Annotated in this window: 16 protein-coding genes; 8 read left to right on the top strand and 8 right to left on the bottom strand. The window is 47.0% G+C overall.

What is annotated here, in order from left to right:
- Window positions 1-151 precede the first annotated feature (151 nt).
- The 4 genes from RCO84_RS03295 to RCO84_RS03280 all read right to left on the bottom strand — a co-directional run bounded on the left by RCO84_RS03295 (window position 152) and on the right by RCO84_RS03280 (window position 6,236).
- Window positions 152-3,013, bottom strand: coding sequence for a putative LPS assembly protein LptD (locus RCO84_RS03295; protein ID WP_317583880.1), 2,862 nt, complete (start codon window positions 3,011-3,013; stop codon window positions 152-154).
- 16 nt (window positions 3,014-3,029) lie between these two features.
- Window positions 3,030-3,566: an HDIG domain-containing metalloprotein gene (locus RCO84_RS03290; RefSeq protein WP_118080925.1), complete on the bottom strand. Its 537-nt coding sequence runs from the start codon at window positions 3,564-3,566 to the stop codon at window positions 3,030-3,032.
- Between the two features lie 11 nt (window positions 3,567-3,577).
- Entirely contained in the window at window positions 3,578-5,353 is a 1,776-nt protein-coding gene (locus RCO84_RS03285; protein ID WP_144152115.1) for a biotin/lipoyl-binding protein, read from the bottom strand.
- Window positions 5,354-5,468: 115 nt separating this feature from the next.
- Window positions 5,469-6,236, bottom strand: a complete 768-nt coding sequence (locus tag RCO84_RS03280; protein ID WP_317583877.1) for a hypothetical protein — start codon at window positions 6,234-6,236, stop codon at window positions 5,469-5,471.
- Window positions 6,237-6,541: 305 nt separating this feature from the next.
- Here RCO84_RS03280 and RCO84_RS03275 point away from each other — a divergent pair, with 305 nt between their 5' ends.
- Window positions 6,542-7,816, top strand: coding sequence for a hypothetical protein (locus RCO84_RS03275; protein ID WP_317583876.1), 1,275 nt, complete (start codon window positions 6,542-6,544; stop codon window positions 7,814-7,816).
- A 700-nt stretch (window positions 7,817-8,516) separates the two neighbouring features.
- Here the strand turns inward: RCO84_RS03275 and udk are convergent.
- Genes udk through RCO84_RS03260 form a run of 3 tightly spaced genes read right to left on the bottom strand, consistent with a single transcriptional unit; the run spans window position 8,517 to window position 10,798 of the window.
- Window positions 8,517-9,140, bottom strand: a complete 624-nt coding sequence (gene udk / locus RCO84_RS03270) for a uridine kinase (RefSeq protein ID WP_144152106.1) — start codon at window positions 9,138-9,140, stop codon at window positions 8,517-8,519.
- A 14-nt stretch (window positions 9,141-9,154) separates the two neighbouring features.
- Window positions 9,155-9,724, bottom strand: a complete 570-nt coding sequence (locus tag RCO84_RS03265) for a uracil-DNA glycosylase family protein (protein ID WP_287580350.1) — start codon at window positions 9,722-9,724, stop codon at window positions 9,155-9,157.
- A 3-nt stretch (window positions 9,725-9,727) separates the two neighbouring features.
- The gene (locus RCO84_RS03260) at window positions 9,728-10,798 is read right to left on the bottom strand and encodes an endonuclease/exonuclease/phosphatase family protein (protein WP_144152101.1); all 1,071 of its coding nucleotides are present in this window, start codon (window positions 10,796-10,798) and stop codon (window positions 9,728-9,730) included.
- Window positions 10,799-11,133: 335 nt separating this feature from the next.
- Here RCO84_RS03260 and RCO84_RS03255 point away from each other — a divergent pair, with 335 nt between their 5' ends.
- The 5 genes from RCO84_RS03255 to RCO84_RS03235 all read left to right on the top strand — a co-directional run bounded on the left by RCO84_RS03255 (window position 11,134) and on the right by RCO84_RS03235 (window position 18,346).
- The gene (locus RCO84_RS03255) at window positions 11,134-13,734 is read left to right on the top strand and encodes a TonB-dependent receptor (RefSeq protein ID WP_317583872.1); all 2,601 of its coding nucleotides are present in this window, start codon (window positions 11,134-11,136) and stop codon (window positions 13,732-13,734) included.
- A gap of 71 nt (window positions 13,735-13,805) precedes the next feature.
- Window positions 13,806-15,026, top strand: a complete 1,221-nt coding sequence (locus RCO84_RS03250) for a DUF5689 domain-containing protein (protein ID WP_317583871.1) — start codon at window positions 13,806-13,808, stop codon at window positions 15,024-15,026.
- A 44-nt stretch (window positions 15,027-15,070) separates the two neighbouring features.
- On the top strand, window positions 15,071-16,546 hold the full coding sequence (locus RCO84_RS03245; protein ID WP_317583870.1) for a hypothetical protein: 1,476 nt from the start codon (window positions 15,071-15,073) through the stop codon (window positions 16,544-16,546).
- Between the two features lie 321 nt (window positions 16,547-16,867).
- Window positions 16,868-17,119, top strand: a complete 252-nt coding sequence (locus RCO84_RS03240) for a type B 50S ribosomal protein L31 (RefSeq protein ID WP_006847266.1) — start codon at window positions 16,868-16,870, stop codon at window positions 17,117-17,119.
- A 183-nt stretch (window positions 17,120-17,302) separates the two neighbouring features.
- The gene (locus RCO84_RS03235) at window positions 17,303-18,346 is read left to right on the top strand and encodes a DNA/RNA non-specific endonuclease (protein WP_317583869.1); all 1,044 of its coding nucleotides are present in this window, start codon (window positions 17,303-17,305) and stop codon (window positions 18,344-18,346) included.
- Window positions 18,347-18,422: 76 nt separating this feature from the next.
- On the opposite strand, the gene RCO84_RS03230 is transcribed toward RCO84_RS03235, so the two are convergent.
- Complete coding sequence (locus RCO84_RS03230) at window positions 18,423-19,136, bottom strand: hypothetical protein (protein ID WP_317583868.1); 714 nt, start codon at window positions 19,134-19,136, stop codon at window positions 18,423-18,425.
- Between the two features lie 376 nt (window positions 19,137-19,512).
- On the opposite strand from RCO84_RS03230, the gene RCO84_RS03225 reads away from it, so the two are divergent.
- Complete coding sequence (locus tag RCO84_RS03225; RefSeq protein ID WP_317583867.1) at window positions 19,513-20,721, top strand: hypothetical protein; 1,209 nt, start codon at window positions 19,513-19,515, stop codon at window positions 20,719-20,721.
- A gap of 235 nt (window positions 20,722-20,956) precedes the next feature.
- Window positions 20,957-24,952, top strand: a complete 3,996-nt coding sequence (locus RCO84_RS03220) for a hybrid sensor histidine kinase/response regulator transcription factor (protein WP_317583865.1) — start codon at window positions 20,957-20,959, stop codon at window positions 24,950-24,952.
- Window positions 24,953-24,991: the final 39 nt, after the last annotated feature.

Here is a 24,991-nt window from a genome sequence, read left to right as displayed (position 1 = left end):
TTGTCAGATTACTTATTCTCAGATAATCGCCACAAAGATATGAATTTAATTCGACATATCCAAATATAGGGTTAAAAAAAACGAGGATAGCCAATATTCTTTCAATATTTGCTATCCTCGGTTTTATTTTTCACATCGCTTCGGATGACTCTTAGTACCATTGTACAGCGTTGGAATAACCACTTCTCTTGTCGTATTTCAGCGCATCTGTCAAGGTGGCTGCGTTACAACGGAAGGTGAAGTTGTAGCTCGTATATGGAGCGAGAACCACAGAACAACTCATGTTAAAACAGTGAAGATCACGAGCCAGACTGGCGGTGGTCATACTGATCTTGTGGTTGTCAAAATCATAACCGGATGAGAAACTGATGTTCCAGCCATCACTGATTCTTACGTTACCACTCATGTTTAGAGTCTGGGTAAACTTATATGCATAGCGCATCGTCTTCTCATTGAACTTTTCTCTTCGCGTATCCTCGCGCATTGTTACACCATAACCAAAGGTCAGCGACCATGGCATCTTGAACGCCATATAACCATCTGAATCCGTTTCAGCCTTGCCGCCCTTCTTGGCTGCCGTCTTACCCTTCTCCATGCTGTCGTCTACGTTGCTCTCGATGTCGGTATCCAGACCTTCATCGTCATCATTATTGCGCTGGCTGTTCTTCTTGTCGTCCTCATCATCGCCCCCGCCAAAGAGTTTCTTCAGTTTCTCCGGATTCAGTGTGAACGAGAAGTTCTGCGACATACCCTGGAATCGTCCGAACCTGCCCTTGCCCCACTCCGTATGGGTACCTACATAAACATTGTTCTGGTCGTCCAGCTCGTAGGCATAGGTGGCAAACACAGCGTTCATGTTGAAGGTATAGTTCTTCCACCACTTCAGTCTGAGGTTGATGTTCATATCGCTCCAAGGGCGAACCTTGGCTGCAGTATTGTAGCTCATGTTGATGTCGAACGCATCGATGATACTGAGTTTCTTGTATCCGGTAGAGTCCTTATCGCTCTTCACCTTCATCTCGATGTTGTTGCCCAGGGTAAACGAGATATTACCACTCTTACCCTTGCCCGGCGCACCGTAGAGGGCATTGGCATACTTCGAGTAGCTCACCAGCGATACGTTTCCGTCGGCATCGGTCTTCTGGTAGGTGTCCCAGTAGCCGTAGTGTGAAGCTCCGAAGTCTGGGGCATAGCTGAAGCTCACCGTAGGCGTAAACACGTGGCGCACAGCCTGTATCTTATCTCCGAAGAGCTTGCGGCTTGGTATGTAGAAACCATAGAGTTTGGTAGAGAGCCCTACGCTCATGTTCCAGTTATACACGTTGTTGAAACCGTAGATGGTATCACATTTCTCCGTCTGGCTGGCTTCATCCCATGATCTCTCCACCTTGTTGGTATACATACGGTCGGTGAAATTGAACGATGGGTTCACGTTGAGATATTTGAAGAGCGTAAATGTAGCGCTCACCGGTATCTGGTGCTGCCATCCGTTTCTCCAGTCCTTGATGAGCGAACTGTGCATCAGCTTATCCTCTTTGGTATTGATGCTGTTAGAGATCTGTCCCGTATAGCTCATGGCTATCTTCTCGTACCATTTCTCATCGCCCACCATCTTCTTTCTTCTGAACGGATAGAAGCGGGAGATGCTGATGTTGAGGTCGGGCAGCGTCATGGCGATGGATGAATTGCGCATGTTCTGCGAGAGGTTGGCGGTGGAACTGAGCGTCATACCGATGCTTGAGAACGAGGTGCTCCAGTTAACAGATGAGGTTCGCGTACTCTGCGTCATCGTCTGCGGATTGTAGAGCGAATTGAGGTTGTTGCGTTCGTAGCTCGATGTGGCGAAGTTCACACTTGCCGAAAGCGAACTGTATGGGTTTGCCTTGCTGTCCTGACGGTGGCTCCATTGCAGTTTGAAACTCTCCTGCTCGGTAAAGTCTGGCATTCCCTTGTCGCCGTTCTTCGTATCCTGGTAACTGAAGAAGAAGGAACCCGAGTATTTGTATCTCTTTCGGTAGTTGCTGGCTGCCGAGAGTCCCCACGATCCCTTGGTATAAATCTCGCCCAGCAGCTTCAGGTCCCATTTATCACTCATGGCGAAATAATATCCGCCATCTCTGAGATAGAATCCTCGTGCCGTTTCATCGCCGTAGGTTGGCATGATGAAACCGCTGCTGTAGCTCTTGGTGAACGGGAAGAAGCCGTAAGGGATGGCAAGCGGCATAGGCACATCGCACACCACGAGATAGGCTGGTCCGAATACCACATCCTTGCCCGGCCTTACCTTGGCTCGGGAGAGCGAAATGTAGAAGTCGGGATGCGGATCATCGCAGGTGGTATACCTTCCGTGCTGCAGATAGATGACTCCCGATGAGTCGCGTTTCGACTTCATACCGGTCAGGAATCCGTCTTGCTGTTCTGTATATACATTATTAATAAGGGCCTTCTTGCTCTTGAAGTTGAATTTGATGGTGTCGGTATCATAGGTATCGCTACCCATCTTGAAGACAGGTTTGCCCTTGATACCTCCCTCCGCCGTACTGTCGGGTGTACCCATCGCCTTCACGTTGCTCTTGTCCATATCCATGGAGATGCGGTCGGAACTGAGGTCCATGTTGGTATACTTCACATTGGAGTTTCCGTAGAGATATGCCACCTTGTTCTTGGCATCGTATACGAGAGAGTCGTCCGCCTGATAGTTAACCGGTGCGTCTACTCCACCCTGTTTCTTTCTGGCGATACTGTCGAGGCGAATACTGTCATCCACCACTTTATTATGTTTCCATATAGCTTTCTGCAGCGAGTCCATCTGCGTAGTGTCGTCAGCCTGTTTCAGCTTGGGTTTTATTTCGTTGCCCAGCGAGTCTACGAACACACTGTCTCCCACGCTGTCCACGGTTTCCGTCTTCTCCTTCTTCTTTTTCTTTTTCGAATCGGGCATACCCGGATTAGCCACCATCATACAGGAGATGGTAGCGAGCAGCAGCATAGCTATCGTCGATTGTTTTCTCATTCAATAAATTAGAATTCTATTCAAACATGCGTTCCCATTGCTGGAAGCGTTTTACTCCTTCCTCGCCGAACTTCATGAGACTTTTTTCTGCTTTCTCAATCGTTTTTTCCTGGTCGAGGTGAGTTTTGCTGAAGAATTTATCAGCGTAGCAAATCACCTTCTCCTCCATGGTTTCCGGCAGGAAATCCTGATGTGGCAGGGGCAGGTTCTGTGCTATGATCTGTGCCTCTGTGATGCCTGCACCGGTATGGCGCTCACATACGCGGGCATGTCGCTCATATCCTTCCTTGCGCAGGATTTCTGCTCCCAGTCGTCCGTGGCAGATGTAGGGCTGCGAGCCGAAACACTGTATGCCTGGGGCATCGGTCATGAAGATGCCGAGGTCGTGGAGCATGGCTGCTTCTTCGATAAACTGGGCATCGAGTTGCAATTCGGGATGATACGAAACAATCTGTAGCGCTTTTCGCGCTACAGATTGGCTATGTGTAATGAGGATATGCCGAAGCTCATTATCCTCAGGATAATACTTATCAATAATTGCTTGATAATTCATTTCTATTATATTTACTCAGCGTTGCGCTCGATGTAAGCAATAACATCGCCCTTGCGCACCTTGCTGCCCTGCTTGGCATTGATTTCTACGAGCTTGCCGCCCAATGCTGCCGGGATAGTTTCAAACTCGCCCCAAGGAGCCTGGATATAGCAGAAGGCATCACCTTCCTTATATTCCTTGCCGATGTATGGCTCTACAGCTGGCTGGCACTCGCCCTCGCCCTGGAATTCCCAGAAGAGCTGGCCGGCTACTGGTGCCACGATGGCATCTGCCTTGGCGTGCTTGAATTCTGCAAGCTGTGCAGGAGTAAGGGTTGTACCGAGCTTGGCATCCTTTGCCTTCTGAAGGTCGGCCAGGAAGTTCTTCTTTGCCTGTCCGCTCTTGTAGTTGCGATACTGCTCTGGGTGCATGGCGAGCTCGAAGAGTTCCTCGTCGTCCTGACCGTAATCCCAGCCGTTCTCGTCCATTTCCTTCTTGAAGTCGTCGAGGGCGTTGGTGAGCAATGTGTGTGCATCTACGTCGGTAAACTCGCGGCCCTGCTTCTTGGCGAGCTCTACGAGTTCTGGGTCAATAGTTCCAGGAATCTTACCGCTCTTGCCGAGAATCATACCCCACATAGAGTCGTCCATCATGACGAAGCGACCCTTGCCCTGCTCCATGGTGAGGAGGTTCATCAGTGAGATGTTCTTTACATACTGGCTGAATGGGGTTACCAATGGAGGATAACCTACGCGTGGCCATACATACTCTACCTCGTCGAAGAGCTTGATGAGCAGGTCGTCCATAGACAACTCTTCCTCACCCTTCTTCTTGCGGATGTTGTTGATGGTCTGACGCATACCGCCGAGGTCTGCCATCATAGAACCCATCATACCGCCTGGGAGACCGCAACCGAGCAACAATGAAGACATGATCTTGTTACCTGGGTTGATGAAGTAACCGAGCCACTCGTCGATGAACTCCTGAGTCATAGCACGAGCCTTCATATAAGCGCTCATATTGATTTCAGGCACCTCGAAGCCCTCGTTCTTCAGCATGCTGATAACTGAGATTACGTCTGGGTGAACCTTACCCCATGCCAGTGGCTCGATGGCTGTATCGATGATGTCGGCACCGTTGTTGCATACCTCGAGGATAGAAGCCATAGAGAGACCAGGACCTGAGTGACCGTGATACTGGATGATGATCTGTGGATACTTGTCCTTGATCATCTTGGTGAGCTTGCCGAGGAATGCTGGCTGGCCGATACCTGCCATATCCTTCAAGCAGATTTCCTCTGCACCGGCAGCGATGAGCTGGTCGGCGATGTTCATGTAATATTCCAGGGTATGAACAGGAGAGTTGGTGATACAGAGTGCACACTGTGGAGTCATGCCACCCTCCTTAGCCCACTTGATAGAAGGAATGATGTTGCGCACATCGTTCAGTCCGTCGAAGATACGTGTGATGTTGGTACCCTGCTTAGCCTTTACCTTATACATAAGGGCGCGCACGTCGTCAGGTACAGGATACATACGAAGAGCGTTCAATCCGCGGTCGAGCATGTGAGTCTTGATACCCACCTCGTTGAAAGGTTTGCAGAATGCGCGTACGGCATCGTTAGGGTTTTCACCTGCCAGGAGGTTAACCTGTTCGAAGGCACCGCCGTTAGTCTCTACACGGCTAAAGCATCCCATTTCGATGATAACTGGGGCAATTTTAGCCAACTGATCCTTGCGTGGCTGGAACTTACCAGAGCTCTGCCACATGTCTCGATAAACGAGACTGAACTGAATTTTCTTCTTCATTATTTTTGTTTTTTTTCTTTATATTCGATGTATGAATTAAATTCCAAGGTGCAAAATTAGACAAAAAAATCGAGAAATCGTCCTATTCGCCTCTTTTTTTATATTTATTATTAATTTACTTCAATATTTCCTTCTTCATCTTGCTGTTCAGCTTCTCGGCTGCAGCGTGGGCCTTGGCATTGGCCTTCATCGCATCGAGCGAGCGGTGGAAACCCTGGATGCGGCCCTCACGGTCTGAGAGAGCCAGACTGTCGCCCTTCATATATACAAAGGTGAAGGTATCGCGCTTCGTCTTTTCGTTGATCACCACGCCCTCCAACTCGCGGCGGCCCTGCACCAGAATCAGCTTACCATTATAGGCATGCCATTCCGTATAATGAGGCACATCAGGATATTCTACCGGGCTGTCGTCGTCCACATCTTTGTTTATCATCACCCTGCCCACGGCCATCGCCTCGCTCATGCGCTTCAGGGTGAAGCCATACTGGCGCGGCACCATATAGGTATCTACGATGCTGTCGGGCATGTTGGCAAGGATTCTCGCCTGCTGGCGCTTGCTCAGATGCGATACGTCGCGCAGCTTCGGCATCACCGGATAGGTCCAGGTGGCCTTCAGCTGGTCCAGATCTATCACCATGTCGGCGCGGTTCTTCTCATCCTTCTCCTCGCATGGCATCACGCAAACCCAGTCGCCCACCTCTATATCTCCGAACACCTGATGGTTGCGTGTGGCCTCCAGAATGTTGTATCTTACGGGGTCTCCTCCGCCGTTGGGCAGCAGCACCAGCGCGGTATCCGAGCAGCCCAGGCAGGCAAGTCCGTAGATAGCCCTGTCGCCCTTAGCCGGTTTCGAGAGGCTGATGGCGAGTTTCGAATTGTCCATACGTGGTGGTTTCTTTCCCCTGTGACATGCTGCGAGGGTTGTGGCGGCTAGCGCCAGTATGAGTATTGTCTTGACTTTCATCTTTCTATTCATTATTTCAGATGCAAAACTACAACTATTTTTTGGAAGCACCAAATATTGAATCGTAAAATAATTAAAAAAATAGGTGATATATTTTGTAGTGTCTCGATTTTGCATTACCTTTGCAACCGTTTTTTGGGATCAACATCCCCCTCGTCCTGCCACACACGCCGGATGATGAAAAGAAATAGGACCAACTCAAGAATTATATGCAACAAGAGAATATGACAGACAAGACAAATACACACGCTCTCCCGGCCTGGACCGAGGTTGAGTATACCGCATTATGCAAAAACCCGTACCTGTTAACCCCATTCTTCATCCCTAAGGAAGCGAAGTGCTTCACGTGCCGCGAAGATGGCACGAGGGAAGAAGAAAGAATGGTTTTCCTCGTTTTCAAATCTACTGCAGCCCCTGCTGATGCCGAATGGGAAGATGATCCTGTTCCGGGCGAGATGTGGGTGCGAGCGCTGGGCGATGACGATGAGGAGATTGAGCCTGCCAAGGTGATTTACCTGGGTCAGGACATCGAGGATTTCATCCGTGTAGCCGCTGAGGACGACCAGACCATCACCTTCGATTTATGGTGGCACCACGGCGAGGTGAAGGTGGAGAAGGCTGAGAAGACGGATGACGGATTCGTATGCCGCAAGGATGATTTCGGTGATGACGGACTGGCTGTTACCCTGATTCCAGAGGATGGGGGCAATCCGGTGGTTCTCCGTCTTCAGATTCCGTACATCGGTTTCTCGCTCTACGATGCCGAGGGCAACAAGGTTCATGGCGAGCTGAGCATTCCGCAGGATAAGGTAGATGACTACACCTACGAATTTGTGGGCGATGACAGCAACGACCGTTTCACCCTTCAGCTCGACAGCAACAGGCTGGTTTACATGTGTGTATTGCGCCATGAGGACCATCAACTGGTGGTTCGCAACCAGCGCGACCGTCTTTCGGTAGTGGGTCAGATTCCTACCGAGGGCAAGCTTTCTGAGTTGCTGATGAACACAAATTCTGCGTTCATCAAGAACAGGAATCACCGTTGGCGCATTCAGATTGAAGGCACCACGCTGTCTCACGAGGTTGAGTTGAATGTAGATGCGGCATCTCTGGTAGCTTTTGCTGAGGAGCAGATGCAGAAGGGCATGGAGATTGACGAGCTGGGGCAGCATCTGATGGCACTGGAGCAGAAGTATCATTTCCAGTGGTTCTGGCTGAGTGAGGACGACTGGAGTCATGACAATCCGATGTTCGACATGTTCATGAAGCAGCTTTGTGCCTTTTCGTATATCAGTCAGAATCCTGTTCAGGCAGATGCGTTGATGGCAAGGAACTACAAGCGTAAGATTCGCCGTTACAGCAGTATGCTGAAGGCTCACAAGCGTGGCGAGTTGAATCTTTTTGAGGAGAGTGATGAGGTGCGAGCCGAGTATCTCCGCATCTTCCAGGGTTTCCACCAGCCTTTCGTAGAGGCTTTTGAGAAGGAGGAAGAGGAATAATCTTTTAAGTTTTATCCCTCACATCCCTCACTTTTTCTCTTCTCAAAACGCTAATCACTTGATAACAAGCGAATTATCTATTTTAAAAAGCGTGATAGATGGATAAAATGTTTACAATATCCATCACGCTATCCATCACTAATAGTCTTCATCTATCACGTTTTTCAGCTTATCTTCTTGCAAAAAGCAAGAAGATCTTTGCAGAATATGGTTATGGGACCTGGCGAAAACGGACCACACGTTGTGCTGCGCTGGCTCACGGATATTACTGCATCGGGTTACGGATATTACTGCGTCGGGGTACAGATATTAGTGCGTCGGGATACAGATATTACTGCATCGGGGTACAGATATTACTGCGTCGGGGTACGGATATTACTGCGTCGGGTTACAGATATTACTGCGTCGGGGTACGGATATTACTGCGTCGGCTAGCGCAGACGTATCCGTAGGCTTATTGAGACGGCTGAATCAGCTAACTGAGACGGCTGAATTCGCTGACAGAACTACTTGAATCAGCTAACAGAACTACTTGAGTTAGCCAGACTGAACTACTTGAATAGCCAGACTGAACTACTTGAATAGCCAGACTGGGATAAAAACAAAGCGGGCGGACCTCTTTTCACGAAGAAGGCCGCCCTGTTTCCTAATTAAACTTTGTTTTGCATTAAAGAAATGCAATGCTTGAGCAAAAATATTTTTATTTCTCTATCAGTCCCTCTACATACTTGCAGAGGATACCGATGCCCTTGAGGTTTTCGCCACCCTGCGGAATGATGATGTCAGCATAGCGCTTGGTCGGTTCGATAAACTGCTCGTGCATCGGCTTCAGAACCTTCAGGTATCGGTCTACCACCATCGATACGGTGCGCCCCCTGTCGATGGTATCACGCTGAATGTTGCGTATCAGGCGCTCATCAGCATCGGTATCCACGAACACCTTCAGGTCCATCAGGTCTCTCAACTTCTTGTCCACCAGCGTCATGATGCCTTCGATGATCACAACCGGTTTGGGGTCAACGTGAATCGTTTCCGGTTCACGGTTGCATTTGATATAACTATAGGTGGGTTGCTCTATCGCCTTGCCAGCACGCAGATCAGCGAGCTGCTGGTGCAAAAGCTTCCAATCGAATGCCGACGGGTGGTCGAAGTTGATCTGATGACGTTCTTCCTCGGTCATCTGCGAGGTATCGTTATAATATGAATCGAGGGGCACCACAGCCACATAATGAGGCGGCAGCACTTCTACGAGTTTCTTCACCACAGTGGTTTTGCCGGAGCCTGTACCTCCCGCAATGCCAATAACGGTCACTTTATCTTTCATATTCTTTTTTCTTTCTATAAGATTTCATCAAACATCTTGCGGTAGAATTCAGCCTTCTTCTCCACTGCCATAGGATAGGCACGGGAACTGGAGGGCATGCGGTACAGACGGAGTCTGCGACCCTCGAACTGGAATTCTGCATAGCCTCCCATCTCAGGCTTTTCCCTGATGCCGAAGTGTTCTGAAAATACCTTCGTGGCAAGCTGGCCGGCTGTGAGCACCGCCCTGCAATGGGGCAGCTGACGGAGCATGCCGTCGAGATCAGCGGGCTGCACGATCTGCAGGTCCTTGTCGGATGCCGTATTCTTGGTGCGTATCACCTGCTGTGCGGTATCATAGATGGCGACGCCCTTCTCCCTGAGAAATTCCTTAATAGCATCGAGGCGGTAGGTCTTCTTCTCTACATCCACGAAATGGAACTTATCCTGAAAGTAGATAATCCCGAATATCCTCCACATATCATTCTGGAAGTTGGGATAATACCAGGGCATGCACCACCGCTTTTCTGCAGGCGGAAACGTGCCGAGCATCAGCAGCCGCGCATTCTCGGGCAGCCACGGCTCAAAAGGATGATTCTCAACCATTTTCTACTTTTTTTCCTTCACCAGGTACATCACTACCGGCAGGTGATCGCTGTAGCCGTTGAGCCATCTGCCACCCGCCTTGGTACGCAAAGGAGCACCCTTGTACTGACCCTCCTGCTGGATGAGGTAATCGCGGCGGAAGATGTGGTTCTTCCAGAATTTCAAAGAGCTGTAGTCCTTGTGCTTACTATCCTTGTTCAGGAGATTAGGCGTGATGACTATCTGGTCGAAGAGATTCCATGAACCGCTGTAGAACAGGGTTCCCTTGCCCTCCTTTGCCAGAATGTTGTACCATGGATTGTACATATCATCGGCACCCACCTCGCTGATTTCAGCCTTCGCCTTCAGCACCTTGTGCATGCTGGCGTTGGTAGGATCATCGTTCATATCACCCATCACGAACACTTTCATAGCCGGGTTCAGACGGAGCAAACTGTCTTTTACCACCTTAGTCTGGCGCGCTCCGCTCTCGCGATAGAACGAACCGGAGAAACGGCTTGGCCAGTGGCATACGATAACCGCCACATCCTCGCCCGCCAGCTCACCACGTACGGTGAGGAAACCACGGGTCTTGTAGGCTGAATCCTTGGCGAGTTCCTGTACGTAAGGCACCAATCGGGTGTTCTTCACCGTGAAGAGTGCCGGATTATAGAGCAGCGCACAATCGATGCCTCGCTTATCGGGACCCTCGATATGGCAGAACTGCATGTTTCGTGCCTTGAGAGGCGGCTGCGCGGTGAGATCTTTCAGCACGTTGGCATTCTCAACCTCAGCCAGACCGATGAAGGCACAGCCCACGTTAGGCAACACATCGGTACCCATGTCGGCAAGTGCACGCGACATATTCTTGAGTTTATTGGTATATTTCATACCATTCCATCCCTTAGCAGGGAGATACTCGTAATCATTCTTACCGGCATCATGACAGGTATCGAAGAGGTTCTCCTGATTATAGAAACCCACAGCATACACCTGATACTGCTTGTTACCGGAAGTCTGCGACTTCTTTTTCTGTGCCGTAGCGCCCAGTCCAATCATGAGGAGGGCAGCCAGCAAGAGCAAATGTTTTCTCATACTAATATTAATTATTCAAGTATACCTATATATTATATATGTTCACCTTAACGCGGTGAGGTAACAGGCAGCAAAGATACCTAAAAAACCGGAAATATCTCCATAAAAACGAATATATTTTCAGATTTCATACATTTTTAACATAAATAAATTCATTTTTCAAAAAACTTTTTGTTACTTTGCAGCATTAAACACATTGAATCGGAACAGAAGACACAAGACCAGGGACCATGGTAAGTCCCCTTATCGCCTAAACAAGACCTAGCGGGACATATATCATCACTGCTCAAAGAGACTGCTGTTGCCGGTTTATTAATACTTAATACATATAAACTATGCAGAAGAAAGTAAACTTAGCAATGTTAGCGCTCTTCTCGTGTTCATTGGCTATGGCTCAGAACGAAAAGACTGACCAGAACGTAGCACAGGGACTCGACGAGAATGCTTTCACCTTCTCCGAGGCACAGTTGGGCGAGGACGATGACATGTCATCCAATGTCACCATCCTCAATTCTACCAGCAACGTATACGCGAGCCAGGCAGGTTACCTGTTCTCGCCAGCACGTTTCCGCTACCGTGCCTTCAACCAGAAGTACAATGATGTCTATATCAACGGTACTTCCATGAACGATATGGAGACCGGACAGTTCCGTTTCTCCAACATCGGCGGTTTGAACCGATTCTCCAGAAACGTAGACTTCGCCCTGCCTTTCGAAGCCAACGGCTATTCGATGACCGGCATGGCAGGCTCCAACAACTATGATTTCCGTGCCGGAAGCATGCAGGAAGGACAGTATGCCAGCGTAGGTGTTGCCAACCGCAACTATACCCTGCGCGGACTCTACTCCTACTCCAGCGGATTCAACGAGAAGGGATGGGCCATCACAGCCGGTCTCACCTACCGCTGGGCTAACCGGGGATACGTAGAGGGAACCTTCTACAACGCCCTCTCCTATTTCTTCGGTGTACAGAAGAAGTGGATGAACGGCCACTCGCTGAGCTTCTCCACATGGGGTAACCCGACAGAAAGAAGCACCCAGGGAGCATCTACCGACGAGGCTTACTGGCTGGCAAACGACTACCAGTATAACCCATACTGGGGATACCAGAACGGACACAAAAGAAACTCACGCGTAGTGAACGACTTTGCCCCTTCTGCCATCGCTACATGGGACTGGGAAATCAACGACCAGATGAAGCTCACCACATCGGTGTTTGGAAAATACTCTATGTACAAGAGCACCAAGCTCAACTACAACAACGCAGAGAATCCACAGCCAGACTACTGGAAGAACATGCCATCAGCCAACTACTATGTATGGGGCGACTACAAGAACGGCAACAACATGTATACCTGGGAAAACTGGAACAACGCCGTAAACTACTGGCAGGCAAGCAAGCAGAACCGACAGATTAACTGGGACCGACTGTACTATGCCAACCAGCAGGCAGCCAAGAACGGACAGGATCTGCTCTACTATGTTCAGGCTAAGCACAACGACAACCTGACCCTGACCCTGTCATCCGTTCTGAACACCAAGCTGACCAAGAAATCGAACCTGGCTACGGGTATCATGCTCGGAAAGAGTACCAACCAGCACTATCAGACACTGGAAGACATGCTGGGCGGTGCCATCTTCCACAACATCAACACCTATGCCCTGGGCGATTATCCTAAGACCGACCCACGTGTGCAGTACGACCTGAACACAGCCGGTCCTAACAACACAGGCAAGCTGGTTTACGAGGGCGACAAGTTCGGTTACGACTATCGCATCGACGTGAACAAGGCAAACGCATGGAGCACCTATACAGCCGAATTCTACAACATGAAGGCGATGCTGAGCGGACGTATCGGATATACCGGAATGAACCGCCGCGGCTACATGCGCAACGGTATGGCACCGAACAACAGCCAGGGCAAGAGCGGCACAGCCAACTTCCTGGACGGTGGCGTAAAGGGAAGCCTGAACGTGGATATGGGCAGAGGTCATGCCTTCAGCATCGGAGCCGGATACGAGCTGCGTGCGCCGATGGCAAGCACAGCCTTCATCTCGCCTGAAATCAGCAACGACTTCGTGACTAACCTCAAGAACGAGCGCATCTTCAGCTCTGAATTCAGCTACCTGTATCGCAACGCATGGCTGAGTGCCAACGTGAGCGGTTACTACAGCCGACTGGAGAACGTTACGGAATGGCAGAACTTCTACAACGATGATGAGAATTCATTCACCTACGTGAGCATGACCGGACTGAAGAAGGAATACTATGGTGTAGAGGTGGGCGCTAAGATCAAGCTCACTTCATGGCTCGACCTGAAGACTCTGGGCGCTATGAGCGAGGCGAAGAACATCAACAATGTAAACGCCGTATACATGCTCTCAAAGAGTGCTGAGGTTTACCAGGACAAGGCTTACGTGATGAATATGCGCGAGAGTGGCACACCGCTCACAGTGGGAAGCATCGGTCTCGATGCCCACGTAAACGGATGGTTCGTCAACCTCAATGCCAACTACTACGACCGCATCTACCTCTCTTATTCTCCAAGCTACAGATATGAGAAGGTGCTGACCAACCGCCAGGCTGCCAACAAGGCATTCCCTGAAATCTTTGCTCCTACTACACTCGACGGTATGAGCTGGACAGAGGATGCTGTAGCCCAGGAGAAGGGTCACGGAGGATGGATGGTTGACCTGAGCATAGGCAAGAGCGTGAGACTGAAGAAGGGTTCTCTCAACTTCAACCTCATGATTACCAACCTGCTGAACAACCAGACCATCGTGACTGGCGGATATGAACAGAACTCACGTTCAAGCTATACACTGGATGCTAACGGCAACGTGAAGAATCCACGCCTCTACCAGTTCTCTAAGAATCCTAAGAAGTATTACACCTGGGGTACCAACGGCATGTTCCAGGTATCTTACAGATTCTAAAGAGCAGTTTCTCTTTAACATAAAGAACAGGGAGCAATCCCGTTTCTCTATAACAATAAAAAGAAAGAACAATGAAAAAGATAAAATTCATAGCATTGGCATTCCTGGCACTGACCCTGGGGTCGTGTATGGGCGACGGTTATGCTGACCCAGACCTGACCGAGAAGGTGCCTGCATCTCCATGGGGCAACAACAGCCTGAAGGAGAAGAATGTGATCAGCATAGCTGACCTGAAAAAACAGTTTGCTACGGTTATCAACAGCGACAATGGCTACAAGCAGATTGAGAAGGACATGATGATCAAGGCGGTAGTGACGGGCAATGATGTCAGTGGCAATATCTACAACCAGGTGAGCGTACAGGATGCATCCGGCGCTATCATCATTGCCATCAACGGAAGTGGTCTGTCGGGTTATCTTCCTGTTGGTCAGGAGATTCTCGTAAACCTGAAGGGTCTCTATATCGGAAGTTACAAGAAGTTGCCTCAGATTGGCGGTGTGAATACCAAGCTCTCAGATGGAAGTCTGGGTATGGGCAAGATAGAGCGTGCCATCTGGAACGAGCACTTCAAGATTCTGAACCCTGGCGAGGCTGATGCAAGCACGGTTGTGCCAGAGGAGTTTGACCTGACAAAGCTTACTGATGCAGCCTATATGGAGGCTAACGTGGGCAAGCTGATGACCCTGAAAAAGGTGAAGTTTGCTTCTGCTAACGGCACAAACGTATGGGCGCCAGATGATACCAATACGAGTCTGGAACTGATTGATGCAGAAACAGGCAAGAAGATCAGCAGCAGCAATCTGGTAGTGCGCAACTCGGGTTATTCTAAGTTTGCCAACGAGGTGATTCCACAGGGTGTATTCGATATCACCGGTATCTTTACCCGATTCGGCAACACCTGGCAGATTGTGCTTCGCAGCACGGATGATCTGAAGGCATCAGAAACAGGCGGTACATTGGAGAAGCCTTATACCGTGGCTCAGGCACTGGAGAAGATCAAAGCCGGTACAGCAGGCGATGCTAAGGTTTATGCTACCGGTATCATCGTAAAGGTGAAAGATGTAGATACAGGCACGTATGGTAACGGTACATTCGTTATCTCTGACGACGGTAAGGATACAGAAGGCAAGACTCTCGAGGTGTTCCGTTGCTACAACATCGATGGTGCAAAGTGGACAGAGGAAACCAAGGGTATCCTTGTACCAGGCAAGAAGGTGGTTGTATCAGGCACCCTGCTTGATTATAACGGCACCAAAGAGATTAAGGGTGGCAATCTCATCTCTATCAAGTAATTACTGATTATCAAAATAGTAACAATATTTAAAAAGACAATAATATGAAAAAGTATATATTTTCAGTTTTGATGGCGGCTATGGCTGCCTTCACATTCATTAGCTGTGAGGATGTGCCAGAACCTTACACATTGCCTACCAAGCCTGAAGCTCCAAGTGCTGGCGAGCCTAAGGGTACAGGTACTGCTGCAGACCCATTCAATGTGGCTGGTATCGTTAAGTATATCGAGGATGGCGGAAGTGCCGACCAGGAAGTTTACACCAAGGGTAAGGTGGTATCTGTTAAGGAAGGCAGCTATGATCCCAACTATGGCAGCTTGAAATATTACATCTCCGACGATGGCACAGCTGCCAATCAGTTTTATGTATTCAATGGCTACGCTGGTCCTAACCGCACCAAGTTCTCAGGCGAGGATGCTCTCAAGCCAGGCGATGAGGTGGTGATTTGCGGAAAGGCAAAAAACTTCAATGGCACCAAAGAGTATGACACGGGCAACTATGTTGTAACACTCAACGGTAAGCCAATGGGCGGTTCAACTCCAGATACTCCGGGAGACGGCTACATCAACGAAACCTTCAGCAAGAGCTTCGGTTCTTTCACAGCCAAGACCATCAAGGGTACAGCATGGGTCATCGACTCTTATGGCTATGCAAAGGCTACAGGTTACGATTTTACCTCTAAGACAACAACTCCTTCAGAAAGCTACATTGTATCTAAGGCTATCGACCTCTCTGCATCTAAAGGCGCGACATTGGAATTCTCTTACATACTCCGTTATGTTACCAAAGATGGTGCAGCCGTTGAGGGAGTAAAGAATCAGGTTCTCATCACAGACAATTACACTGGTGACCCAGCAACAACCAAGTGGACTGACATTACTGGCACAATGAAGGAAGGTGTGGATTGGAAAACCTGGGAAACCTACAAGCACGATCTCTCAGCCTTCAAGGGCAAGAAGAATGTTGTTATCGCTCTCCACTATGCCTGCGCAGCTTCATCTGGAACATGGGAAGTAAAGAATCTCTCAGTGAAAGAGGCTACAGGAGGAACTCCAGACACTCCATCAAAGCCTGATACTCCTGCTACAAAAGACGGCATTACCATCAACGGCCTGACCGTAACGTTGGCTAATAGCAGTGTAACAGCCGGCGAAAGCCTTAAGATTGATGACGTCAGCGCATTGAAACCTGATGCTACTCTTACAGAGATCAAATTGTCTGACGGCACAGTTATCGCATTTGACAAGAACAGTGGTACAAACAATCCTGCTTACAACGCAAAGTTTAAAGAGTTGCGTATCTATGCAAACAACAAGATGACTTTCACAGCCAGCAAGCCTATCGCAAAGATCATCTTTACTTGCACATACGATACAAACAAGAACTGGAATGCTGTAGGTAACAAAACTGCTACAGTAGTATTCGCAGGAAATACAGCAACCTATACAAATACCTTCGATGGTACAGGCGGTGGCGTTCAGCTCCGTATTGCCAAGATGGAAATCGTATACGCAAAGTAATTCCCCTAGTAGATATTATGTATTAGAAAAAATACTGATCCCCATCGTCCTCTACCCAAACAGAGGCGATGGGGATTTCTTTTCATCCATTAAAGACACAGATGTCAGGAGGGAACGCGAACCTACGTATTATGCTCTTTTCCAAAATATTTCTTAAAAAGAAGAGGAAAAATTTGGTGGTTTCAGGAAAAAAGCGTAACTTTGCAGCCTGAAATTGATAACAGGCTATAATGGGCATGCCCCGATAAGGGACACGAAATGATGCAGCAAGCATCCCCATGACGTCTAATTTTAATAACCCAATAAAAATAAAAAAGAAAAATGAAAAAAGGTATTCATCCAGAGAATTATCGTCCTGTAGTATTCAAGGATATGTCTAACGGCGATATGTTCCTCTCTCAGTCTACATGCAAGACTAACGACACTGTTGAATTCGAAGGCGAGACTTATCCAGTTGTTAAGATTGAAATCTCTAGCACATCTCACCCATTCTACACAGGTAAGAGCAAGCTCGTTGATACAGCGGGTCGCGTAGACCGCTTCATGAACCGTTACGGCAAATTGAAGAAGTAATAATATACCTTTTTTATAAGGATATATTTATTATCGCAAAGATACTGAGTGCATTCCAGCGTAGTTGCATATACGTAGGAATGCACTTTTTTTCGCTATTCTATCCTCATGCAATCGATTTCTACATACATTATTATATAGAAAGTACTTAATCTTTAACTTCAAAACATTATCGAGAATTTTATGAAGCATACTAAGTTTTTTATCTTCGCGCTCGTTGCTGCGATGACGTTCTCCGCCTGCGGCACTGACGATACCCTGCAGTTCTATTATCCTGAAAATGGTGGTACAACCGGTGGCGGTAATACAGGTGGTGGAAGCACAGGTGGCACTACCGGTGGTAAATCAACCGATAAGAACAATACAAATAAGAATGTGGCTACTGCCAACATGCCACAAGTGGTAAGAAACGCTATCGGCGGTCTAGAGTTCCCAAAGCTCAAGAACAATGGTACCAGCTATGCCATCGTTCACATGGATAATACAACAGGTATGTTGAACTATTCTACAGAATGGGATGACAACATGAAGAGCCAGAGATGGAGCTGCTACACTTTCCATACAGGAAACAATAAAAACAATGTTGGTAGACCTGATGATGATTATCCATCTGATACAGATTTAAAGTCTCTATATGGAGTGGTAGACTTCACTTATGATCCATATAAAGGCAATGGAAGATATGATCATGGACACATCTGCCCATCAGGCGACAGAAGATTAAACAGTACCCAGGAAAGACAGACAGACTTTCTGACCAACATGCAACCACAATATGCCAAATTCAACCAGAACGGAACATGGATACAAATGGAGAACGCCTTGAGGAAAAAAGCCAATGCTATAATAAATGACAAGGATACTCTATTTGTTGTAAAAGGCGGTACTATAGACAGTCCTGAAAACATTATTGAATATATCAACGGAAGACAAACGGTCTATACTGCAACAACAGGTTACATCCCAGTACCAAAGTATTTCTTTGTAGCAATATTGGAAAAAACGTTTGATACGAAAAGTAACAAGCACAAATACAGCGCTTTCGGCTACTGGTTCCCTCACGAGAACAAGGCATTTGAAAAGGGCGATAAGCTCGGCAACTATGTCGTAAACATCAAGACGCTGGAAGACAAAACCGGCATCGACTTCTTCTGTAATCTCCCTGATGAAATCGAGAAGGAAGTGGAAAACGTAGATGCAGAAATCATCAAGAATCTGGGGCTTTAAATAAATCAGGCTATATACAAACAAAAGAATCCGCTCTTTCAAATCAATGAGAGAGCGGATTTCTTGGTTTATATCATCATCTTCTTGGCAACTTCTTGATTGCATGTGGCATGAATGCCCTGCCGGTAGCCTTACCGAAGCTAGAAGCTACGGAATCGGTTGCAGCAGAACGGGTCTTCTTACGGGCTCCACTCGGATCGTAGCGTACTAAATCAATTTGCATCACATCACCCTTAGCCTTACCTGTTCCTATCATAAAACCATAGAACACATCCTGACCCTTTTCATCACCCAGATAGAAACCATACTGCTTAGCACCTGCATCCATCACATAGGTAGCACCAGAATCATTATAACGGATATAAATATCACCATTCTTATCGATGTACCAGGTAAACTTCAGAGTCTGGGATTCATTGCTTCCATCATCGGCATAATCCACTTCTACACCATTACCACTGAGCGAGTTAACCTTATCACCCGCCTGATAGAACGTCATCTCGGCATTGAAACTGTAGTTATTGCGAGACTGGCCGTCCTCAGCAAGTTCAGAGAGCATCACAGAGCCTCTCCAGTCGCCTGTAAGAGTCTGAGCCTCCGACAGCAGGTAATCATTCTGAGAGCCGTTAGAACCGTTGTTCCAGTCGCCCTGATTCCATCCCCAGCCACCCTGATTATAGTCATCATACCAGTAATAATCATCATGCCAATAATCATCATCACATGAGGTAAATGAGAAAGATGCTGCAGCTATCGCCATCCACATCCATATCCGATTATATTTTTTCATATCAATTTATCAGTTAAGTTATTTATATTCTTATATCTTCTAATTATTGAGTTCTCGAAGAACAGCATTCTTTCTTGAACTCGATGCAAAGGTAGTGGATTTTTCGTCTGCATCAAAGGGGAAAAGGATACAAACTGAGGGGGAAATCCCTATTCTTTCAAAAACAACCGCCTTTTTTGATGATATTTCTTTCTCTGTATCAAAGATTTAACACCTTCTTAACACATTGTATCGATATTTTTCGTATCTTTGCATCATAAATAAGTAATTATTCAAAGAACATGCTTTTAGCACAAAGCAAATTCTAAGAATGCGCTCACAAAATGAGTTTCAACAGTTTATTAATTATACGTTAAACCTTTAAAATTATTAAGTTATGAACAAATTTTTACGCTATTCATTATCATTGGTTCTGGCGTTCGTAGCTAGCGTTACGTTTGCACAGGAAGTAACTTTTGACTTTGACAATGATTACAAAACACTCTTCCCAGAACTGACAGGTACATCTTCTTCAGATTCTAAAGATGGAGATATCACCAAAGCCATGACATGTACAACAAATGGCATTTCTGTAACAGTTTCTGAAAAAACTTCTGGTTCGAATGAAAACCGAATCTGGAATAGGTCACCACGTCTCAGAATGTACAGTGGAACGCTTACGATTCAAGCACCTGCTGACAAGAAGATTGCTTCTATCGACATTATTAATGGAAAATGGAATGATAATAACAAAGCTGACGTAGGTACTAACAATAATGGTTCTTGGACAGGTGATGCAAACAAAGTTGTATATACAATTGCTGGCACCACCCAAATCAAGTCTATCAAAGTTACGCTTGCTGGTACCAAGATAGAGTACACCGATGCAGCAAGTGTAAAGGAACTCTTGGCTAACAATAAAGAAGCTAAGGATTACATCAATCTCAAACTCACAAACGCAAAGGTATTATACGTAAACAGCTACAAGGGAACCGTAAATACTTACGTACGTGAAGGTGACACTGCTATCGAAATGAGAACTTTAGGAATCGATATGCCTGTAAACAGCATCATTAGCGGTACTGTTAAGGTAAATTTGGCTTATGACGCAGGAATTCCTTATCTGTCAGCAAGCAAGGAAACAAACGACGAAAATCTCAAAATCACAGAGAGCAACGAAGCTGCTGAACCTGTTATTGCAACTGTAAAGGACATCCTTGATGGCAAATACACCAACGACCTTATCAAGATTAAGGAGTTCACATTCAGCAAAGAAGAGTATACTACAGGTAAATTCAACAACTATGCTAATGATGGTGAAAACAAGATTATGATTTACGATAAGTTTAGCGGTATTGGTGGTGTTTCAAAATTAACAGAAGGAGAAAAATATACCTTAACCGGTATTTTCGGTGTAATATTCAAAAATATCCCTGAAGTTCTCCCTATCAAGGCTGTAGAAAAGTTTGAACCTACCAGCATCACTAACATTACAACAGATGAAGCTGCAAAGAACGCTCCTGTTTACAACCTCGCAGGCCAGAAGGTAACCAAGGCTTACAAGGGTGTAGTCATCAAGAACGGAAAGAAGATGATTCAGAAGTAATCAAATTCAAAACAACATATCCCTACTACTCCCCCGATATTCATTTATCGGGGGAGTTTTTTGTTAGGCATAACATAAAAAAGAACCACCAGCAAATCAACCAAATATTACCCCTATAACATGAAAAGTGGAATAATTTAATGCAATAACATAAAAAAATACACCTAAAACTACGATATCTCATTTATTTTCACTACCTTTGTTGCGATTAATAAACGTATACGAATAAAAAATGATGAAAAGAAAATTATATATCACCCTATTAGGACTGCTCTCTACCATCATGACAGCAGCTGTACCCTACTGCGATGTGAGAAAATTCTCTATCACAGACGGACTCGCTGCCAATACCATCTCAGACCTCAAACAAGGTAAAGACAATCTCATGTGGTTCAGTACATGGAACGGACTGTCGTTCTATGACGGCTACAAGTTTCATACTTTCAGAGACAACCCCGATGATATTGACATTCTGCCAACCAACCGTATACTGAAAATAGAACCATCCTATACCAACAACGTGTGGTGTATCACATACGACCACCAGCTCTACGTATACGATACCCATTTATGTCAGTTTAGACCATTGGGAAAAAGAATAAACGAAATGTTCAATATAGACATGCGCGTGAACCAAGTATATTCATTGAAAAACGGGACTACATGGATTACAGCTGAAAATGGAATAACTGTTAGAACAACAGGAGATTCTTATGACAAGCTTAACATAGAACTCATCAAAGTAGGAGAAAAGGGACTCAGAAGCAAAAATGTATGGTACATCCATCAGGATACACATGGAAGAGAATGGGTGTTTACCGACAAAGGCGCATGCATATATCATTCGAAATTTCCAAGCAAGCTGCCTTTCAAATGGATCAGATGGGTGGGAGAAGACGTATTTCTGGCAACAGAAGACGGCAAACTGGCAAAATATGACCTGCAGAACCGACTCACCATGATACCGATGCCGGAAGGAGTAACCCGTATCAACGAACTGAAGAATACAGGTTACCAGCTTCTGATGGCAACCAACCTGGGTATAGTAATCTACAACCCGCGCACCTTTAAGTTTGATATCATTAACGTACAGAGCCCGAGTCAGCCTCTGTCAGAAGTAAAGAAGATTTATACCGATGATTTCGGTATGGTATGGGCATTTACAGACGGTATAGGAGTAACCCTCGTCAACACGAAGACCGGACAGAAGCAGTGGCTCTTTGCCGACCAAGACGACCCGATGGACCGCACAACCTGCGAAAGCAATTTCATAACACAAGACGAAAACAAGACCCTCTGGGTAATACCAAGGGGAGGAACCTTCAGTTATTTTGACCGCAAGGCAGGAAAACTGGTGCCTTATCTGCTGAGAAGCAATTCATCGTGCAACTATCGCATACCGAAGATTACGAAATATGAACTCTCTGACCAGGGAATACTCTGGGTAACAGGCTCTCACGACCTGACACAGATTATCTTCAAAAACCATCCTTACATCATCAACAAGCTGGATGTGGGCGAAGACGAAGTGCATTCGGTAAATGCATCACCAGACGGACATATCTGGGCTGGTTATTACAATGGTATAATCCAGGTGCTCAACGCATCCTACCAAAGTATCGGCTACCTGTCGCCAAGCGGACAGATTGTGCCACAGCAGGTAAACTTCGCCGAGAAGGGCATCATGTCTATCCACTTTGATATCAAGGGAAGAGCATGGATAGGAACCAACGGAAATGGTGTCTATCTGATAGATAAAATGCAGGTAAGACACTTTGTTTATGATGCCAACAACCCGTCATCGCTGCCGTTTGACAAGATACAAGACATTGTAGCCGACCGCACCGGACGCATCTGGATAGGTACCTATGGTGGCGGTATTGCCCTGGTAAAAGAGGCGGCAGACGGCAGTATCAGCTTCATCAGTAAACGGAACGGACTGCCTTGGGAGAAGCAGAACTACAATTGCATACGTCGCATCTGCTGCACCACTACGGGAACCATTCTCGTAGGAACTACAGATGGTCTCATCACTTTCAGTGATGCCTTTACAAACGCAAGAAAAATCAATTACCACAAGACCTACTACATACCGAACGATACAACAAGTCTGGCTGCAAACGATATAAACAATATCATAGAGCACACCAGCGGCAAGATGTATATCTCGCAACAGGGCGGTTTTATGGAAGAGATTGTGAGCAAATCGCTCCTGCAAGACAACCTGAAAATGCAATACTTCCGTGCCATCGATGTTAACGAAGGCATCGTACAGGGCATGGTAGAAGACAACCAGGGAAGAATCTGGGTAATCAGAGAATCGAGTATCGACTGCGTAAACCCGAAAACGGGCCAGTGCAACGTGTTCGGACCTAACGATTTCGACTTCAACATGTCGTTCTCGCAAAGCCGTCCTTACCACGATCCGGCAAGCAACAACATCTCGGTAGGTACCCCGATGGGACTGATCACCTTTAATCCGGCTACGCTGAAGAAGAGCAACTACCAGCCTAAAGTCATCTTCTGTTCCCTCCACTATAGCGGAGAGAAAGAGTCGGAACCTATTCTGCACAAGGATAAAGTGGTGATACCTGCCAACAAGCGAAATCTGACCATCACCTTCGCATCTCTCGACTATCAGCGTAAGTATCAGACCAGATACCTCTATCGCATAGATGGTTATACAGCTCCAGGCGAGTGGATATCGAACGGAAGCAGCAATGTCATCGGCTTCAACCGTATCAATCATGGAGATTACGTACTCAAGGTGAAAGCCACCAACTCTCACGGTGTATGGAGCAAGTATGTGGCAGAACTGCCTATCGAAGTGCGCCCTACCTTCTGGGAAAGCATCTGGGGCAAATTTCTGATGCTGATTCTGTTCTTCGGTATCGTAGGCGCAATCTTCTATACCTACAACCAGCGCCAGCGCGAGAACGTAACCCACGAGATGAGCGTGATGAAGAACGAGTTCTACAACGATGCTGCCAACCGTCTGAGAACCCCTCTAACACTCATCGGAGCCCCGGTAAAAACCGTTTTGGATACCGAACCGGGTATCACCCGAAAGGGCAAGGAACTGCTGAAAATGGTGGCAGACAATGCCAACGAGATGCTGGTAATGCTGGACAAGGTTCAGAGATATGGCAACAAGACAGACTTCCGTACGAACAGCGGTCTGAGCGAGGAAGATTATGACCTGTCAGAAGGGGAGAAAGAGAACGGACAGATTGACGACCGCAATGCATCCGACTATCTGGAAGAAGTAAATAAACAGAAAGAAGAAAAGGATGAAGAGGCTGAACGACCGGAAGAAATGGGCAAGGAACAGAAAGAAGCAAAGGTAGAAACGGAACTGAAAAACCAGACTGTACTGGTAGTTGAAGACAATGCCGACCTGCGCAAGTTCCTCTACAGTATCCTCTCGCCTACCTATAACGTGCTGCTCGCAGAGAACGGAAAGGCTGGCTTGGTGATGGCGCGCAAGGAGACGCCCGACTTTATCCTTACAGACATTACCATGCCTGTGATGGATGGTTTGTCGATGATTCACGAGATCAAGCAGGATACCACCCTCAGCAACATCCCAGTGATGATTCTCTCGGCCAAGGCAAGCGTAGAAAATCAGCAGCGAGGCTTTGATGAAGGTGTTGATTCCTATATCACCAAGCCATTCTCTACCCCTTATCTGCTCGGCCGAATAGAGGCTATCCTCACCCAGCGCCGCAACATTCAGTTGGATGTCATCAGAAAACTGAAGGAAACTGGCGATAAAGATGCCATAGCAGCCCTGCGAATACTGCCTGCAGCAGCTCCTCTGCCTGCTCTTAACCAGGCTGAAACTAGTGCCGAGAACAAAGCGGTAGACCCCAACAGCGAGCTGGCATTTATGGCGGCACAGATTCAAGACAGAACCATGATGCGTGTCTTCAGGTTTGTTGTTGCCAATTCAGGCAATCCGGAACTCAAGATAGATGATATCTCGAACGAAATCGGTATGAGCCGAAGCGTACTATATAATAAGGTGAAAGCAACAACCGGAATGACACCGGTTGACTTCGTTCGCCATATACGTATCAAGAAGGCATGCGAGATGTTGCGCAATACAGACGATACACTGACCAGTATCGCCTTCGCAGTAGGTTTCACCGACCCTAAGTATTTCTCGAAGGTATTCAAGAAAGAAACGGGTATCGTGCCTACTGAATACAGAAACAGAACGCAGGGATAGCCCGCATCATTACAGATGAAAGCAGTCATCATTACTGAT

This window comes from Segatella copri (assembly GCF_949820605.1).
GTDB lineage: Bacteria > Bacteroidota > Bacteroidia > Bacteroidales > Bacteroidaceae > Prevotella.
The sequence above is the reverse complement of the archived record's forward strand: the minus strand, read 5'-3'. Positions and strand labels throughout refer to the sequence as shown.